This window comes from Roseomonas chloroacetimidivorans, assembly GCF_049629625.1.
GTDB lineage: Bacteria > Pseudomonadota > Alphaproteobacteria > Acetobacterales > Acetobacteraceae > Roseomonas > Roseomonas chloroacetimidivorans.
Window position 1 is genome coordinate 92,944 of record NZ_JBNBZS010000014.1, and the last position, 17,396, is coordinate 110,339.

The window sequence follows — 17,396 nt, forward strand, 5'->3', positions numbered from 1 at the left end:
ATGCGACAATCCGTGGTGGTGCTTGGGGCCGGGATGGTGGGCGTCTCGGTGGCCCTGCATCTGCGCCGGCGCGGCTGCGACGTGGTGCTGGTGGACCGCCGGGGCCCCGGCGAGGGTGCGTCCTTTGGCAATGCCGGGCTGATCCAGCGCGAGGCGGTCTATCCCCACCCCTTTCCCCGTGCCCTGGCGGAGCTGGCGCGGATCGCGCGGAACCGGGCCACCGATGTGCACTACCACCCGCTCGCCCTGCCCGGCTTCGTTTCCCCCCTGCTCCGCTATTGGTGGCAGTCGGAGCCGACGCGTTACCTGCAGACCGTGCTGGCCTATTCGCGCCTGATCGCGACCTGCCTGGATGAACATATGGTCCTGGCGCGGGAGGCCGGCTCCGCCGATCTGCTGCGGCCCATCGGCTGGATGCGGCTCTACAGCACCACCGCCGCGCTGGAGGAGGCGCGGGCCGAGGCGGAGGCCGCCCATCGGGATCACGGGGTGAATTACGCGGTGCTGGACGGAAAGGCCCTGGCCGCCGCGGAGCCGCATCTGAAGGTGGAGCGGGCGGGCGCCATCCATTGGACCGATCCCTATTCGGTCAGCGATCCGCATGCGCTCACCCTGTCCTATGCGCGCCTGTTCACCAAGGCGGGCGGAACCCTGGCCTTGGGGGATGCGGCCACGCTGACCCGCAGCGGCGCGGGCTGGCGCGTGGAGACCGAGAACGGGCCGGTGGAGGCCGCGCAGGCGGTGGTGGCGCTCGGTGCCCATTCCCCGCAGGTTACGAAGCGCTTTGGCTACGCCCCGCCGCTTTTCGGCAAGCGCGGCTACCACCTGCATTACCGCATGCAGGGCAATGCGGTGCTGAACCGGCCCTTCATCGACTCGGAAAGCGGCTTTTGCCTGGTGCCGATGCGGGCCGGCATCCGGCTGACCACCGGCGCGGAATTCGCTCGGATCGACTCCCCGGCCACCCCGGTGCAGCTGGAGCGGGCGGAACCCATCGCACGCGAACTGCTGCCCCTGGCGGATCGGGTGGAGGACATGCCCTGGATGGGGGTGCGGCCCTGCTCACCGGACATGCTGCCGATCATCGGGCGCATTCCCGGGCAGGAGGGGCTGTGGGGCGCCTTTGGACATGGGCACCAGGGTCTGACCCTGGGGCCGACCACGGGACGGCTTCTGGCGGAGATAATGACGGGAGAAACGCCCTTCGTGGACCCGGCGCCTTACCGGGCGGAACGAATGTAGGCGGCACTGGCGCGCCGCTGAAGCTGGCGCGCCGGACCTCGGAGAAAAGATGATGACGGCCTGGAGGAAGAATTCCTTCTTCCCCCAGCCTGCAAAGGGTTCATCCTGTCGGAAAATGGCGACAGGAGGCAGACGGGTTGGTGGAGTTCCGCAGCCTGGAGGTGTTCTACTGGGTGGCCACGCTGCGCAGCTTCGGGCGCGCGGCGGAGCGGCTTTACACCACCCAGCCCGCGGTTTCGCAGCGCATCGCGGCGCTTGAGCAGGAGCTGGGCGGGCGGCTGCTGGAGCGGACGCGGCGGGCGGCCGTGCTGACGCATAAGGGCAAGGTGCTGCTGGAGCATGCCGACCGGCTGCTGCAGATGCGGACGGAGCTCTTGCAGGCCGTCTCGGCGCCCGCGACCTTCAGCGGGACGGTACGGCTGGGGGTTTCCGAGACGGTGGCCCAGACCTGGCTGCCGGACTTCATCGAGCGGGTCAGCCGCGCCCATCCCTCCGTGATCTTCGATATCGAGGTGGACCTGACCACCCGTATGAAGGCCAGCCTGCTGCGGCAGGAGCTGGACCTGGCACTCCTCGCCGGCCCGATTTCGGAGCCGGATTTCGTGGATCTGGAACTGTATCCCTTCAAACACGCCTTCGCCTGCAGCCCGCAACTCGGTCTGGGCCAGGAAAAGCTGCCCACCGAGGTCTTGGCGCGACAGTCCTTCGTCACCTATTCCCGCAACACGCCCAACTTCCACCAGCTGCAACAGGTGCTGCGGGACCGGACGCGCAAGGCACCGCGCATCCATGTCAGTGCCTCGATCGCGACCATCATCCGCATGGCGGTGGACGGCATCGGGATTTGCGTGATTCCGGAGGCGGTGATGCGGGCGGAGCTTTCGCGGGGCGAGCTGCATCTGGTGGATGCGGGGCTGGAGCTGCCGCCTATCCGCTTTACCGCCACCTATCGCATGGCGCCGGAAGCCACGCTGATGCCCACCCTTGCCAAGATGGCGGTCGATGTGTCGAGTTCCTATGCAGCGGAGAATAAGCTGCCGTGATGGAATGACGTTCGAAATCGCGATTTGATCTTAAGGCTGGCACCCCGCCACCCTCGCTTTCGGCCAGGATCGCCCGCCAGAAGGACGGCCCGGCCACGCCACACGCACGGCCCCTGCTATGGAGGACCGAGACGGATGCTTCGTTGTGGTTTGACGCGTGCACTGGCCCTTGGTCTGGCGCTATCGGCGCCGCTGGCCGGGCTGATGGCACCCGCCCGGGCGCAGATGCCCGGGAGCCTGCCAGCAGGGCCTGCGGTACGAATGTCCGCGGTCACGCAGCCCCTGCCGACGCAGCCGCAATATACGCGAGTGGACGTGCCCTATCTGCGCGAGATGATGGCGCAGCGCACGGGCGGGCGGATCACCGTGCAGCTCGGCACCCATGCGGAGCGTAATCTGGGCGGCAATGAAATCGTGCGCCTCGTGCGCTCGGGGCAGGTGGATGTCGGGGCGGGCACGCTCTCCACCCTCTCGGGCGATGTGCCGATTCTGGACGGGATCGACCTGGCGGGGCTGAGTCCGGATATCGAGCAGGCCAAGAAGATCGCCGATGCCATCCTGCCCGGCGCCAACAAGGACCTGGAGCGTTTCGGGGTAAGGATCCTGCAAATCTATCCCTTCCCCGCCCAGGTGCTGTTCTGCCGGGCGCCCTTCGCCACGCTGACCGATCTGCGCGGGCGCAAGATCCGGACTTTCGGCAATTCGCTGAACGACCTCGTCACCACCATTGGCGCGCAGCCAGTCAGCATCGGCTTCCCCGAGGTTTACAGCGCCCTGGAGCGCGGCGTGGTGGATTGTGCCGTGACGGGCACCGGCAGCGGCGCCTCGGCGCGCTGGCCCGAGGTTTCGAGCCACCTTTCTGACCTGCCGCTCTCCTGGTCGCTCGCGGGCTATATGGTGAACGTCGCCTGGTGGAACCGGCTTGATCCCGCGGTTCGGAGCTTCCTTGAGGCCACCTTCCGCGAGATGAACGACAAGCAGTGGGAGCTTGGGCGTCTGGCGACGGAGGACGGAATCGCCTGCAACACCGGCCGTGCCGATGCGTGCAAGCTGCACCCGCTGGCCCCCCGTCCGATGACGCTGGTGCGCGCGAGCGCGGCTGACCGCGAGATGGTGCAAACCACTTTCAGAAACATCATCCTGCCGAACTGGGTGCAGCGTTGCGGCGCGCGTTGCGGCGAGGTCTACAACCAGGCCGTCGCCCCCATCAGCGGTGTGGAATACCGGCGGTGAGCGGGGCCGTCCTGGTGCCGGCGCACCAGTCGGCCCCGGGCCTACTGCGGGCGGCACGGGGCCTGACCCGGGCGATGACGGCGGTCGCCACCGTCATGGCCTATCTCGCCGGCTGGAACTATGTGGCCTGCGCCGCCCTTATCACCTTCGACGTGATCGGGCGCAGTCTGTTCGGGGTGTCGAGCGCCGCCACCGTCGAGATCTCCAGCTATATGCTGGCTTGCGGAATCGCCTGGTCGCTGGCCCATACCCTGGCGCGGCGCGCGCATATCCGGGTGGACGTGCTGGTCAGCCGAATGCCGATGCAGATGCGCGCCTGGCTGCACGTGCTCTCACTCGCCCTGCTGGCGGGGTTCGCGGGCTTCATCGCCTGGGCAGGATGGCAGGTTCTGGAGGAATCCATGCTGTTCGACGCGCATGACAACAGCGCGTTGCGCATTCCCATGGACATCCCGCAGGGAATCTGGGTGGTGGGCCTCTTCGCCTTCCTGGCAATGACGCTGGTGCTGCTGCTGGAATCCACCCTGGCATTGGCCACGGGCCGGCTGGAGGAGGTGGACGCGCTGCTCGGCTCGCGCTCCGTCGATGACGAAACGCGGGAGGCGCTGGAGGCAGTGGCCATGGCGCGGGAGGGAAGCCGCGCATGATCGCGATCGTCTTCCTCCTCGCGCTGCTGGGCGTACTGGTCTTCGCGGCGGCCGGCACGGGCCAATCCTTGCCGATCAGCGAGATCCTCGGCCTGATCGCGGTTTTCGTGGTCTTCTTCGGCTCGGGCGTGCATGTGGCAGCGGTGCTGGGCATCCTGGCCGTGCTGACGGGGCTGCTCTTTTCCGACCGACCCTTCTGGCTGTTCGCCGGGCAGACCTTCTGGGGGCCGTCCAGCAACTTCGTGCTGATCGCGGTGCCGCTCTTTCTGCTGATGGGCGAGATCCTGCTACGGGCCGGGCTGTCGGACCGGCTCTACAAGTCGCTCAATGTCTGGCTGAACCGGCTGCCGGGCGGGCTGCTGCACACCAATATCGCATCCTGCGCGCTGTTTTCGGCGATCTCGGGATCTTCGGTCGCAACGGCGGCCACGATGGGATCAGTGGCGCTGCCCTATTTCAACGACACGAAATACAATCAGCGCATGGTGCTGGGCTCGCTCGCGGCCGGCGGCGCGATGGGCAACCTCATTCCGCCCGGCATTACCTTCATCGTCTATGGGCTGATCACCGAAACTTCGGTCGGGGCGCTCTATGTCGCGGCCATCCTGCCAAGCGTGCTCGTCACGCTTCTCTTCGTCGCCGTTATTCTCTGGCATGGGCTGCGCCATCCGCTGGAACGGCCGCCCTCCCTGCCCCTCTCGATCAAGCTCCGTTCACTTGTCGGGCTGGTGCCAACCATTGTCCTGATCGTCATGGTGCTCGGCTCGATCTATGGCGGCTATGCCACGCCGACCGAGGCGGCGGCGCTGGGCGTGGCGGGGTCGCTGATCTTCGCGGCGCTAGAGGGCAAGCTCACCTTCGCCATGCTCAACGCCTCGGCCGAGGCGACGGCGCGCAACACCGCACTGCTTGGGTTGATCATCCTCGGCGCTTATCTGCTCAATTACATCCTGACCCTGATCAATGTTCCGCAGGCGCTGGCGGAGACCATCTCACACCTGCCCGTGCCACCCTGGGCGATCATGCTGGCGATCATCGGCATGTATTTCGCGCTGGGCACTTTCATGGAGGGCTTCTCCATGATCATCACCACCGTGCCCGTGGTCTTTCCGATCGTCGTCTCGCTTGGCTATGACGCGGTTTGGTTCGGCGTGGTCGTCACCATGCTAGTGGAGATCGCGGCCATCAGCCCGCCGGATGGAACGGTGATGTATGTGCTGCAGGGCATGCGGCCGCGGGGCGGGCCGATTACCGATGTCTTCGCGGGGGTGATGCCTTTCCTGGCCGTCTATCTGGCTGCGGTCATCCTCCTCCTGCTCTGGCCACAGATCGCGCTCTGGCCTCTTCAGTTTTTCGGCTAGGGCGGAAGCGGCCTGGCGCAAAGTGAGGTCCGGGGAGCCTCAAGGCTCCCCGGTGGAGGGGCTGGGGAAGGCTACTATAGCCTCACCCCAGGATCCAAAGGCGGTATTCTCAGCGGGATGCGGGTGCGCGCGCCGTATGGGTGGCCAGTACCGCCTCGGTGGCCGCGTCGATTTCCTCCAGCCTCACCTCATACCCCCAGAGTGCCGCGGCATGGGCCAGTGTGGCCTGGGCATCGCGCTCGGCCAGCAGTCGGCCGGGGCGGGTGCGGTGCTGGAGCATCAGGCGGCGGTCGCCGGCGAGATCGACATCCACCACCTGGATGTCGGGGTCGCTCTCGGCCGGGTCGTAGCTCCGGGCCAGGCTGCGCCGGATCTCCCGGTAGCCGGCATCGTCGTGGATGGCGTCCACCAGCAGGGTGGGGGCGGCGGTGTCGTCAAGAAGCCGGAACATGCGGAAGCGCCGCATCACCGCGGGAGAGAGGTATTGCAGGACGAAGCTCTCGTCCCGGAAATTCGCCCAGGCGTAGCGCAGCGTTCCCAGCGGGTCGCCATTTCCGGCGATGTCGGGGAACCAGGCGCGGTCCTCTTCCGTGGGATCCAGGCAGATGCGCTCGATATCGGTCATCATGGCATAACCGAGCGCATAAGGATTGAAGCCGCCCGCCGCGGCCGGATGGTCGAAACCGGGCTGCGTGATCACGTTGCTGGTGGAGTGGATGACCTCCAGGAAAGCGGCATCGTCGATCTGGCCGGTTTCGTGCAGCCGGGTCATGATCCGCTGGTGCACCCAGGTTGCGCAGCCCTCGTTCATCAGCTTCACCTGGGGCTGCGGGTAGAAATACTGGGCGATCAGCCGGACGATGCGGATGACCTCCCGTTCCCAGGGCTGAAGGCGGGGCGAGACCTTCTCGATGAAATAAAGCAGGTTCTCTTCGGGCAGCCCGAGGCGGCGGCGGCGCTCGGCGGTCTGGTCCGGGCCTGCGGAAGCCTTCGTGCTGGGCACCGTCCGCCAGAGATCGTTGAACATGAGCTCGTCATATTCGCGCCGCTCGCGCTCGCGCTTCTGATCCGTCCTCAGGTTAAGCGGGCGGGCGCCGTCATGCCGGTGGACACCATTGGCCGACAGGGCGTGCGCCGCATCGAGCACGCGCTCCACGGCGGCAATGCCGTAGCGGTCCTCGCAGGAGGAAATGTAGGAGCGGGCGAACTCCAGGTAGTCGAGGATCGCCGAGGCGTCGGTCCATTGCCGGAACAGGTGGTTGTTGCGGAAGAAATGGTTATGGCCGAAGGCGGCGTGGGCAATGACCAGCGCCTGCATCGTGGCCGTGTTCTCCTCCATCAGATAGCTGATGCAGGGATTCGAATTGATCACCACCTCATAGGCCAGGCTGGAAAGACCCTGGCGATAGCTGGATTCATGCTGCAGGAAGCGCTTGCCATAGGACCAGTGCCGGTAGGTCAGCGGCATGCCATGCGCGGTGTAAACATCGAGCATCTGCTCCGAGGTGATCACCTCGATCCGGTTCGGATAGACCTCGAGCCCGAGTTCCTCCAGCGCGATGCGCTCGATCGCGTCGTAGCTGCGCTGCAGGGTGCGAAAATCCCAGTCGGTTCCGCTGTAGAGCAGGGAGGGTTGGATCAGCGTGCTCATCCCGCCGTCGCCTCCTTCCGTCCGAACAGGTCGCGGAAGACCGGGAAGATCTCACGCCGGTCGGTGACGCGCCGCATGGCAAGGCGCGGCACCCGTTCCGACAGGGGCCTGTAGCCGCGCCAGAGATCGGTTTCGGAGTGGATCATCGAGCCAGGGGTGGCCACCTCGATATAGGCGAAGTGCTGGACGATGGGCAGGATGTCCTGCTCCAGCAAGGCCAGCGCCCGCTGCGTGTCGGTGCTGTAGTTGTCGCCATCCGAGGCCTGGGCCGCGTAGATGTTCCAGGAATCCTTGGGGTAGCGGTCCCGCTGGATGCGGACCAGCTCGGCCAGGGCGGTCGAGACCACGGTGCCGCCCGTACGGGGGTCGGTGAAGAAGGTCTGCTCGTCTACCTCCTCCGCCGTCTCGGTATGGCGGATGAAGACCAGTTCCACGCGCTTGTAGCGGCGCTCCAGGAAGACATGCAGCAGCAGGAAGAACCGCTTGGCCAGGTCCTTCATGTGCTCGGACATGGAGCCCGACACGTCCATCAGGCAGAAGACGACTGCCCGTGCCGAGGGCTTGGGAATCTGGGCGTAGCGGCGGTAGCGCAGGTCCACCGGGTCGATCCACGGCACGCGGGCCAGGCGGCGCTGGATATTGGCCAGCTCGGCCTTCAGCACGGCCAGGCGCCCGGCATCGTCGCCGCGCCCTTCCAGCGCGGCGATCTCCGCCTCCAGCGCCAGCACCTCCGCCGGCTTCGGGCGGCGGAGGCCGATCCGGCGCGCCATCGAGTGCCGCATGGTGCGGGCCATGTCGATCTGCGAAGGCGCACCATCGGTGCTGATACCCGCGCGCACGGGCACCACCGTTTCCGTTGCCGTGATCTGGTTCTTGGTCAGATCCGGCAACTCGAGATCCTCGAAGAAGAGGTCGAGGAACTCGTCGCGGGTGAGGACGAAGCGGAAGCTGTCCTCACCATCGCCGCCGCCCTGCCCCGCGCCGCTGCCTCCGCCGCCCCCGCCCTTGCCGCCGGGCGGGCGCGGGATCTTGTCGCCGGCCGAGAATTCGCGGTTCCCCGGCAGCACGAACTCCCGCTTCCCCGTGGAGAAGACCTTACGGAAGCTCGGCTCATGCAGCGAATCAGCGGGAATGACGACGGCTTGGTCGTGCCCAACCTCCCGCAGCGTGCCCTTGTCGATCGCGTTACGCGCCGCCTGCTTTATCGCGGAACGGGCACGGGCGAGGACGCGCTGGCGGTTCTCCAGGTTCTTGCCATGTGGGTTGGGTCGGCGATCGATGATGTCCAATGGCGGGGCTCAGGCGGATTGCTTGACGCGCATGTACCACTCGACCAGCCGGCGGACCTGCCGCTCGGTGTAGCCACGCGCGACCATGCGGGCGACAAACTCGTTGTGCTTCTTCGCGGTTTCGTTGTCCTTCTTGGACCCGAAGCTGATGACCGGCAGCAGGTCCTCGACCTGGCTGAACATCCGCTTCTCGATGACATCCCGCACCTTCTCGTAGCTCGTCCAGGACGGATTCTTTCCGCTGTTGGCGGCACGGACGCGAAGGGCGAACTTCACCACCTCGTTGCGGAAATCCTTCGGGTTGGCGATGCCGGCCGGCTTCTCGATCTTCGTCAGCTCGGCATTCAGCAGCTCCCGGTCCAGCATCTGTCCGGTGTCGGGGTCCTTGAAGTCCTGGTCCTCGATCCAGGCATCGGCATAATCCAGGTAGCGGTCGAAGAGGTTCTGGCCGTAGTCGCCGTAGCTCTCCAGATAGGCCTTCTGGATCTCGTTGCCGATGAACTCGGCGTAGCGGGAGGCCAGCTCGTTCTTGATGGTGGCGAGATAGGCCTGCTCGGTCTCGGCCGGGAACTGCTCGCGCCGGATTGCCTGCTCCAGCACATACATCAGATGGACGGGATCGGCCGCCACCTCGGCGGAGGAGTAGTTGAAGGTCGCGGACAGCACCTTGAAGGCGAAGCGGGTCGAGATGCCGTCCATGCCCTCGTCCACGCCCGCGGCGTCGCGGTACTCCTGCATGGTCCGGACCTTGGGATCGGTCTCCCGGATATTCTCGCCGTCATAGACGCGCATCTTGGCGAAGGGGCGCGAATTGGCGTGGGGCTTCAGGCGGGACAGCACGGCGAAGCGGGCCAGCATCTCCAGCGTGTGCGGTGCACAGGGCGCCTCCGCCAGGGCGGAGCTGCTGATCAGCTTCTCATAGATCTTCCGCTCCTCGGTGACGCGGAGGCAGTAGGGCACCTTCACGACGCTGACGCGGTCCAGGAAGGCTTCGTTGGTCCGGTTGTTCCGGAAGCTCTGCCACTCCGCCTCGTTCGAATGCGCGAGGATGATGCCCTGGAAGGGAATGGCGCCGATATTCTCGGTGCCCATGTAGTTGCCTTCCTGCGTCGCCGTCAGCAGCGGGTGCAGCATCTTGATCGGCGCCTTGAACATCTCCACGAATTCGAGGAGGCCCTGGTTGGCGCGGTTCAGCCCGCCGGAGAAGCCATAGGCATCCGGGTCGTTCTGGCTGAAGCTCTCGAGCTTGCGGATATCCACCTTGCCGACCAGGGCAGAGATGTCCTGGTTGTTGTCGTCGCCCGGCTCGGTCTTGGCGATGGCGATCTGCTTGCGGCGGGACGGGTAGAGGCGGACGACGCGGAAGCTCTCAATGTCGCCTTCGGATTCTTCCAGGCGCTTCAGCGCCCAGGGGCTGGCGATGCCGGTCAGGACGCGGCGCGGGATACGGTAACGCTCCTGCAGCATATCGCCCATCGTGTCCGGGTCGAACAGCCCGAGCGGGCTCTCGAAAATGGGGCTGATCTCGTCGCCATGCTTGAGCGCATAGATCGGCTCGCGCTCCATCAGGGCCTTCAGACGCTCGCCCAAGGAGGACTTGCCGCCGCCCACGGGGCCGAGGAGGTACAGAACCTGCTTACGTTCCTCCAGGCCCTGCGCAGCATGGCGGAAGAAAGCCACGATCCGCTCGATCGTCTCTTCCATGCCGTGGAAGTCCGAAAAAGCGGGATAGACCCGGATGGTGCGGTTCATGAAAATCCGCCCGAGGCGCGGATCGCGGGACGTGTCGATGACCTCCGGCTCCCCGATGGCGCGAAGCATGCGCTCGGCCGGGCTGGCATAGCAGAGCGGGTCCTCGCGACAGGCCCGCAGATACTCGGCGAGGCTCATCTCCACCGCGCGCGTACGTTCGCGCATGCTGGCGTGTAGCGAGAAGATGTCGTCCGAAGCATCCATCAAGACACTCTCCGTGCGTACCCCATCGGGGACAAAGCCGAAATCGACGCCGCTCTCTCTATCTGTTCTATTGGTTTTGACTTCCGCGTTTACAATTGCATGCCCTCTCATTCTCGCTCCCGGCTACCGCGCTACGGCAACCGTCCTGCAGAAGCCTAACGCAGTCACGTTGCCCGCTTCATCAATTACTTTCATGGCATCCGCCCCCGAGGGCGCCCCGTCCGGGGTCTCGGGCCCGAGTTCGTCCGAGCGCCCTGACCGGCGCCGCCCTGGCATTCCCTGGCGCGGGCCGGGTGGCGTGCCGGCAACCCTATGAATCCGCTGGCCGGCGCCTCGTCCGGTGCCGGGTGACGGGGGCACTGGCACCCCGGGCAGGGAGCGCCCGGATCAGGCCCGGGCCATTCATCCGGGACAGGGAACATACCCGTGATGGATCAGTTTGGCCGGGATGATCGGCCAGGCAGGGCATCCATGGCCGATTCGTATGGCGCGCTTCGAGTCGTGGCAGCCGGCTGCGGTGCCATTCGGCACACTGCCAAACGATGGTGACGGTCTTATCAGTATGTGGGCGAGAGGGGCGGCTCCGCGGGCGCATGCTTCTACAGGGCCGGTCAGCGCCTCGCTGGGAGGAGCCGGCTCCAGAGCCGTGCGGCATGCGGCGACGGCCCTTGGCGGCGCAGCATCAAGTTACATTCGGCAGCCCCGGCCGGGGCTGCCGCAACGCACAAGTACTCAGGATCAGCAGAAGGTTCAGGCGCGCTTCCAGCGCCGCCCTAAAGAAGACGGGGAGCGTAAGCCCCCCGGCTGCTTCAGCCCTTCGAGACGCCCCAGAACTGCGGGTAGGGCGACTTCGCGATGCCGGAGACATTGCTCCGCCAGGCGGTGTTGCCAACGAAGAAGCCGGTCGGGATCACCGTAACGAAGTCCATGGACATCTTGTTGATCTTGTCCATGGAGGCCTTGGCGGCCGTGGCGTCGGTCAGAGTGAACCACTCGCTGATCGCGCCCTGTACCTCGTCCGATTTCGCCCAGCCCGAGAGCGAGCTGCCGCCGCCCGCATCCAGCGCCTTGTGCCCGGCGGGCGTCACGCATTCCGCGCCCGCCACCCAGGTGTGGCTCAGGTGCCAGCCGCCCTGCGTGGGGGCGCCCTTGTTGATCGTGCGCGTGGATTGCGTGCCCCAATCCATGGCCAGCATGTCCACATTCACCCCGGCGCGCCTCAGCATGTCCGCCGTCACCTCGCCCTGGTTCTTCACATGGGGCACGTCGGTGGCGACCGGCAGGATAATGGTTTCGCCCTTGTAGCCAGCCGCCTCGAGCAGCTTCTTCGCCTCATCCACGCGGCGCGGGCCCTTCAGGCGCTCACCGCCCATCTCGGTGTAGAAGGGAGTGCCGGGGGTGAAGAAGCTCGGCATGCGCTTCCAGAGGGAATCATCCCCCGTGACCGCCTGCATGTAGTCCTCCTGGTTCACCAGGAGCTGCAGCGCCTGGCGGGCGCGCGCATCGTTGAAGGGGGCGTGCAGGTGGTTCAGCTTCAGGAGGCCGACATTGCCCAGCGGGTCGGCAACGTCGATCTTGATCTGCCGGTTCCGCTTCAGCAGCGGAACCAGGTCGTTGACCGGCTGCTCCCACCAGTCGATCTCGCCGGCCTGCAGCGCGGCGGCGGCCGTACCGGCATCGGACATGGTCACCCATTCGATGCGGTCGAAATTCATGCGCTTGCCGCCGGCCAGCCAATCATTGGCGCCGTCGCGCGGCGCATAGCCATCGAAGCGCTGGAAGACGGCCCGCGCGCCGGCCACCCACTCGTCGCGCTTGAACACCATCGGCCCGGAGCCGACATATTCGGTGATGGCCTTGAAGCTGTCCGTGCTCGCGATGCGCTCCGGCATGATGCAGAGCAGCAGGGTCGTGCTCTTCGCAAAGGCGAAAAGCAGCTTCGGGAAGGGCTGCTTCAGCTGGATGCGGAAGTTGCGGTCGTCCACCGTGCTGATCTCATTCAGCACCGCGCGCAGCCGCATGCCCATGACATCCCGCGGCATCCAGCGCTTGATGGAAGCAACGGCATCCTTGGCCAGGACCGGCTCGCCGTCATGGAACTTCAGGCCGGGCCGCAGGCGGATGGTCCAGGTCAGCCCGTCGGAGGAGACCTCATGCCCCTCGGCCATCTGCGGCTGCGGCTCGAACTTGCTGTCGATGCCGTAAAGCTGGTCCCAAACGAGAAGGCTGGCATTGCGCACCACCTGCTGCGTGGTCATCACAGGGTCGAAGTTGGTGAGGTCGGCCTGCGGGACGAAGCGCAGCACGCGATCGGACTGGGCAAGCGAGAGCCGCGGGGCCGCCACCGTGCCGGCCAGGCCACCAAGGGTTAGTCCGAGGGCCGTGCGACGCGTGATATTCATATGCGGGTATTCCTGATCTCGGGGATGGCCGGAACGCCGGAGTGTGGCCCGGGCCATGGACCCGTGCATTCCAACCGTCAATTGCGGCCCCGGCTTCGCAAAGCCCGTGCCATGGCGCCGGGCCGGATTGCCAGCCATGCGCCAGCCCGCAACTGTGCCGGCCCGCCGCCGGAGATGCACCGATGCTACCGAACCTCGCGCCAGACATGGCCCTGGCCACCCGGCTATTCGACACGCTGCGGGAGCGCAGCTTCGACGGCGTGGGCGTGACGCGCGAAGCCTATGGTCCCGGCGAGGAAATGGCCCATGCGCTGCTGCGGGCGGAGGGGAAGGCGCTGGGGCTGGAGAGCCGCACGGACCATGCCGGCAATCTCTACCTGACCTTGCCGGGGCGGGACCGCAGCCTGCCCCGGGTAATCCTGGGCAGCCACCTGGACAGCGTGCCGCAGGGCGGGAATTACGACGGTGCCGCCGGGGTTCTGGCCGGGTTGGCCACGCTGGCGGGGCTGCGGCGGGCCGGATTCGCGCCCGGGCGCGACCTGACGGTCATGGCGATCCGGGCGGAGGAGGGCGGTGCCTGGTTTCCGGGTTATCCGGGCAGTCGCGGCGCGCTGGGCACCCTGCCGCCCGAATTCCTGGAAAAGCGGCGGCCGGATAGTGGCCTGACCCTTGCCGAGCACATGGCCGCGTTGGGCTTCGATCCGGAGGCGGTGCGCGCCGGCAAGCCCGCCCTGCGACCGGACGAAGTGGCCGCCTATCTGGAGATCCATATCGAGCAGGGGCCGGTTCTGGACCGGGAGAGGATCCCCGTGGGCATTGTCACCGGCCTGCCGGGCAACCGCCGCGTGCGCGCCGGACGGGTGATCGGGGAGTACAACCATTCCGGCGCTACGCCCCGCGCCTTTCGGCGTGACGCGGTGATGGCCGCGGCCGAACTCGCGATGCGGCTGGATGCCGAGTGGGAGCGGCTGGACGCGGAGGGCGTGCCGCTGGTCTGCACCTTCTGCACCCTCTCCACCGGCGAGCGGGCGGGCATGGCGGTCATCCCTGGGGAAGTGAACTTCCAGCTGGATATCCGCAGCCCCGAGCAGTCAGCGATCGACCATATGTATGCCGTGCTGGATGCGGCGATCGAGGAAGTGGGGCGCAAGCGCGGCGTGACGGTGCGGCTGGATGACCAGAACAGCATCCGCCCCACGCCCATGGACCCCGGCGTGCAACAGGGCCTGCTGCGCGCGGCGGAGGCGCTGGGCGTGCCCTGCAAGCGCATGTCTTCCGGCGGCGGACATGACGCGGGGAACTTCGCGGCGGCGGGCATCCCCTCCGGCATGCTCTTCGTACGGAACCAGAACGGGAGCCACAATCCGGATGAAGCAATGCGGATGGAGGACTTCGCGCAGGCGGCGGCTGTGATGCTGCACTGGGCGGTAGAGGTGGCGGAGGCCTGAAAAGCCGGGGGAAGACATCCCCCTGCGCTGGTGCGCCGGCGTCACCGGCGCACCCCAAATGCGAAGAAAAAGATGATGGGGGGTCCAGGGGGAAGAATTCGTTCTTCCCCCTGGTTCCGTCAGCCGGCGCCCATCGCCTTCTTCGCCATGGCCACCGCCCCTTCCTTCGTCCGCGCTGCGCCGACGAAGCGGCGCAGATGCACGAAAACAGCGTCCGGCACCCCGCTTTCCCGGGCCAGATCCTCCTCCTGCAGCCCCGCCCAGGCCTCCGGCAGCGGCAGGCGCTGGGCGAAGGAGCCGGGCTCGGGCGGCATGGTGTCCAGCATCCAGTTGCCGTTGGAGGCCGGGCTGACGGTGAAGAGCACGGGCAGGTCATGGGCGAAGACCGTGCTCTTCCAGGGCATGCCGCGGTCCAGCACGAGGATGCGTGGGTCTTCCCCGGCGCGGTGTGCGGCCAGGACGAAGGCCTCGGCGGCGTGGCGCGCGCGCAACCCCTCCACCCGGCGGCGCAGGACGCCTTCCACGAAGGTGGTTGCCTGTAGGAAAGCGGCATCGCCCGCGGTGGGGCCGGTCGAGGCAGGGTCATCCCAGGGCGGGTTGAAGTCGCCAACCAGGGCGGCGAGGCTGAGATTGTCATCAATCATCGGGCCGGTGACCGAGACGCCGTTGTCCAGCTCGTCAATCCGCCGGACCAGCTTGGTGTCCAACTCCGTGGCGATGGCGAGGGCGAAGCCCGCAGCCTCGGGCGGAAGCAACGCGGCAACCGCGCGCTCGCCATAGACCTGCCAGACCAGCCCGGCCGAGGAAAAGGGCGTGCCATCCTGGCGCAGCGGCGCGCCGCGCTGGTGGTGGTCGAAGCGCTGGGTCGCCGGGTCGTATTGGGTGCCGACATCCCAGACGATATTGGCACTCGCGATCAGATCGGGCTTTCGCGTGCGCAGCAGGGTGTGGTCGGCACCCGGCTCGCGCAGGCCCAGCGCCAGGCGCAGGACGGCATAGGCGAAGACTTCGTCGCAGTGGAACTTGCCGCTATGGGTGGCAAGGACGGGGCCGGTGGAGGCGTTCACTGGGCCACTAGGTCCCGGCTGCGGAGCAGGGCGGCCGTGCTGGGGGCGCGGCCGCGAAAGTCGATATAGAGTTGCATGGGATCGCGCGTGTCTCCGGCGCTGAGCAGGGTGCGCAGCCGGGCGGCCACGACAGGGTCAAAGGGGTTCTGCACTTCGGTGAAGGCCTCGAAGCCGTCGGCATCGAGCACTTCCGCCCAAAGGTAGGAGTAGTAGCCGGCCGCATAGCCGCCACCGGCGAAGAGATGCTGGAAATGGGCGGGGCGGTGGCGGATGCCGATTTCCGCGGGCATGCCGATCGAGGCGAGGTACTCGGCCTCGAAGCGGTCGATATCGATCGTCCCCGGCGCCGGGTGGCTGTGCAGCGCCATGTCGATCAGGGCGGATGCCGTGTACTCGACCGTGGCGAAGCCCTGGTTGAAGCCCCGCGCCGAAAGCAGGCGGGCAATCAGCTCGTCGGGCACCGGGGCGCCGGTGGCGTGGTGGCGGGCGTAGCGGCGCAGGGTCTCGGGCAGGGCGATCCAGTGCTCGTAGATCTGGGAAGGCAGCTCCACGAAGTCGCGGCGAACCGAGGTGCCGGACTGGCTGGGGTAGCGCACCTTGCTGAGCAGCCCGTGCAGCCCATGGCCGAATTCGTGGAACAGGGTTTCCGCGTCGTCGAAGCTCAGCAGCGTGGGGTCGGACTTCGCGAAGTTGTTGTTATTCACGATGACCGGCGAGACCGGGGTGTCCATGCTCTCCTGGTCGCGATAGCTGCTCATCCAGGCGCCGGAACGCTTATCCGCGCGGGCATAGGGATCGGCCAGGAAGACGCCGACATGGCCCTCCGCGTCCAGCACCTCATAGGCGCGGACATCCGGGTGATAGACGGGCGCCTGCGGGATCTCGGCAAAGGTGATGCCGAAGAGCCTCGTCGCCGTGTCGAAGGCGGCCTGCTGGATGTTCTCGAAGACGAAGTAGGGCTTCAGCTCGGCCTCATCGAGATCGTAATCGGCCTGGCGGACCTTCTCGGCGTAGAAGCGCCAGTCCCAGGGGGCGAGCGGGCCCTCGAAGCCGTCCTTGCGGGCCACGGCCAGCAGGCGGTCCCGCTCGGCGGCGGCCTTGCGCTTGGCGGGTTCCCAGACCTCGGCCAGCAGGTTCTGCACGGCCTCCTGCGTTCCGGCCATGGAATCGGCCAGGCGGAACTCGGCGAAGTTCCTGTAGCCCAGGAGTTGCGCGCGCTCGTTGCGCAGGGCGAGGATCTCGGGGATCAGGGGGCGGTTGTCGTGCTCCCCGGGATGGGTGCCGCGGGCGATCCAGGCCTTGAAGGCCACCTCCCGCAGGTCCCGCCGCGTGGAGAAGGTGAGGAAGGGCTCGATCAGGGAGCGGGAGAGGGTGACGACGAAGCCGGGCACGCCTCGCTCGGCCGCCGCGCTGGCCATGCCGTCCCGCAGGAAGGCAGGAAGGCCATCGAGATCGGCCTCCGTAAGGGGCAGCTGCCAGGCGGCCTCGTCATGGACGACATTCTGGCCGAAGGCGGTGTGCAGTACGGCCAAGCGCTCGGAAATGGCGGTCATGCGGGCCTTGGCCGCCTCGTCCAGCGCCGCGCCGGAGCGGATGAAGCCGAGATGGGTGCGCTCCAGCAGCCGCATCTGGTCCTCCTCCAGCCCCAGGCTCTCCCGCTGGCGATAGAGGGCATCGACCCGCGCGAAGACCGCCGGATCCAGCGAGACGCGCATGCCGTGCTGGGCGAGGCGCGGCGACATCTCCCGGTCCAGAGCCTCCAGCGCCGGGCCGCCCAGGCTGACGACGAGGTTCGAAAAGACCTCGCTCACCCGCGTCAGCACGCGGCCGCTGCGCTGCAGGGCCTCGATGGTGTTGGCGAAGCTCGGCGGCTCCGGGTTGTTTCCGATGCCTGCGATCTCCGTGAGATGCAGGGCCATGGCGCCCTCGAAGGCCGGGACGAAGTGTTCCGGCCGGATCCGATCGAAGGGCGGCAGGCCGAACGGGGTGGTCCAGGGGGCCAGGAGAGGGTTGGTCTCGCTCATGGGCCCATACGCAGCGGAAGGGGCGGCCGGGTC

The 17,396-nt window shown here is 67.0% G+C and carries 12 protein-coding genes; 6 read left to right on the forward strand and 6 right to left on the reverse strand.

The features are described 5' to 3' along the window. The 5 genes from ACO1BU_RS12915 to ACO1BU_RS12935 all read left to right on the forward strand — a co-directional run bounded on the left by ACO1BU_RS12915 (window position 1) and on the right by ACO1BU_RS12935 (window position 5,526). Window positions 1-1,242: an NAD(P)/FAD-dependent oxidoreductase gene (locus ACO1BU_RS12915; protein WP_424136361.1), complete on the forward strand. Its 1,242-nt coding sequence runs from the start codon at window positions 1-3 to the stop codon at window positions 1,240-1,242. Between the two features lie 140 nt (window positions 1,243-1,382). Next, window positions 1,383-2,285, forward strand: a complete 903-nt coding sequence (locus ACO1BU_RS12920) for a LysR family transcriptional regulator (protein WP_424136362.1) — start codon at window positions 1,383-1,385, stop codon at window positions 2,283-2,285. Window positions 2,286-2,546: 261 nt separating this feature from the next. Next, window positions 2,547-3,518 carry a TRAP transporter substrate-binding protein gene (locus ACO1BU_RS12925; protein ID WP_424136363.1) on the forward strand — a complete coding sequence of 324 codons (972 nt, stop codon included), beginning with the start codon at window positions 2,547-2,549 and terminating at the stop codon, window positions 3,516-3,518. Next, window positions 3,515-4,165 carry a TRAP transporter small permease subunit gene (locus ACO1BU_RS12930; protein ID WP_424136364.1) on the forward strand — a complete coding sequence of 217 codons (651 nt, stop codon included), beginning with the start codon at window positions 3,515-3,517 and terminating at the stop codon, window positions 4,163-4,165. The genes ACO1BU_RS12925 and ACO1BU_RS12930 overlap by 4 nt, the downstream gene beginning before the upstream one ends. Then, window positions 4,162-5,526, forward strand: a complete 1,365-nt coding sequence (locus ACO1BU_RS12935; protein ID WP_424136365.1) for a TRAP transporter large permease — start codon at window positions 4,162-4,164, stop codon at window positions 5,524-5,526. The genes ACO1BU_RS12930 and ACO1BU_RS12935 overlap by 4 nt, the downstream gene beginning before the upstream one ends. 109 nt (window positions 5,527-5,635) lie before the next feature. Here ACO1BU_RS12935 and ACO1BU_RS12940 read toward each other — a convergent pair whose 3' ends face one another. The 4 genes from ACO1BU_RS12940 to ACO1BU_RS12955 form a co-directional block, all read right to left on the reverse strand. Further along, entirely contained in the window at window positions 5,636-7,177 is a 1,542-nt protein-coding gene (locus tag ACO1BU_RS12940) for a SpoVR family protein (protein WP_424136366.1), read from the reverse strand. Next, on the reverse strand, window positions 7,174-8,466 hold the full coding sequence (locus tag ACO1BU_RS12945; protein ID WP_424136367.1) for a YeaH/YhbH family protein: 1,293 nt from the start codon (window positions 8,464-8,466) through the stop codon (window positions 7,174-7,176). Before ACO1BU_RS12945 ends, ACO1BU_RS12940 begins: the two co-directional genes overlap by 4 nt. Window positions 8,467-8,475: 9 nt before the next feature. Then, window positions 8,476-10,422: a PrkA family serine protein kinase gene (locus tag ACO1BU_RS12950; protein ID WP_424136368.1), complete on the reverse strand. Its 1,947-nt coding sequence runs from the start codon at window positions 10,420-10,422 to the stop codon at window positions 8,476-8,478. Window positions 10,423-11,231: 809 nt separating this feature from the next. Further along, window positions 11,232-12,824 carry an ABC transporter substrate-binding protein gene (locus ACO1BU_RS12955; RefSeq protein WP_424136369.1) on the reverse strand — a complete coding sequence of 531 codons (1,593 nt, stop codon included), beginning with the start codon at window positions 12,822-12,824 and terminating at the stop codon, window positions 11,232-11,234. Window positions 12,825-13,006: 182 nt separating this feature from the next. Between ACO1BU_RS12955 and ACO1BU_RS12960 the strand changes: the two genes are divergently transcribed. Next, the gene (locus ACO1BU_RS12960; protein ID WP_424136370.1) at window positions 13,007-14,272 is read left to right on the forward strand and encodes a Zn-dependent hydrolase; all 1,266 of its coding nucleotides are present in this window, start codon (window positions 13,007-13,009) and stop codon (window positions 14,270-14,272) included. A gap of 119 nt (window positions 14,273-14,391) precedes the next feature. On the opposite strand, the gene ACO1BU_RS12965 is transcribed toward ACO1BU_RS12960, so the two are convergent. Together ACO1BU_RS12965 and ACO1BU_RS12970 are read right to left on the reverse strand one after the other, a co-directional pair. After that, the gene (locus ACO1BU_RS12965; protein ID WP_424136371.1) at window positions 14,392-15,339 is read right to left on the reverse strand and encodes an MYG1 family protein; all 948 of its coding nucleotides are present in this window, start codon (window positions 15,337-15,339) and stop codon (window positions 14,392-14,394) included. After that, window positions 15,336-17,363, reverse strand: a complete 2,028-nt coding sequence (locus tag ACO1BU_RS12970) for a M3 family metallopeptidase (protein WP_424136372.1) — start codon at window positions 17,361-17,363, stop codon at window positions 15,336-15,338. Before ACO1BU_RS12970 ends, ACO1BU_RS12965 begins: the two co-directional genes overlap by 4 nt. Window positions 17,364-17,396: the final 33 nt, after the last annotated feature.

Bases quoted from the DNA above. Each gene is read 5' to 3' on its own strand.
- ACO1BU_RS12955 (WP_424136369.1), bottom strand. From the start codon at position 12,824: ATGAATATCACGCGTCGCACGGCCCTCGGACTAACCCTTGGTGGCCTG.
- ACO1BU_RS12950 (WP_424136368.1), bottom strand. From the start codon at position 10,422: ATGGATGCTTCGGACGACATCTTCTCGCTACACGCCAGCATGCGCGAA.
- ACO1BU_RS12940 (WP_424136366.1), bottom strand. From the start codon at position 7,177: ATGAGCACGCTGATCCAACCCTCCCTGCTCTACAGCGGAACCGACTGG.
- ACO1BU_RS12925 (WP_424136363.1), top strand. From the start codon at position 2,547: ATGTCCGCGGTCACGCAGCCCCTGCCGACGCAGCCGCAATATACGCGA.
- ACO1BU_RS12935 (WP_424136365.1), top strand. From the start codon at position 4,162: ATGATCGCGATCGTCTTCCTCCTCGCGCTGCTGGGCGTACTGGTCTTC.
- ACO1BU_RS12970 (WP_424136372.1), bottom strand. From the start codon at position 17,363: ATGAGCGAGACCAACCCTCTCCTGGCCCCCTGGACCACCCCGTTCGGC.
- ACO1BU_RS12915 (WP_424136361.1), top strand. From the start codon at position 1: ATGCGACAATCCGTGGTGGTGCTTGGGGCCGGGATGGTGGGCGTCTCG.
- ACO1BU_RS12960 (WP_424136370.1), top strand. From the start codon at position 13,007: ATGCTACCGAACCTCGCGCCAGACATGGCCCTGGCCACCCGGCTATTC.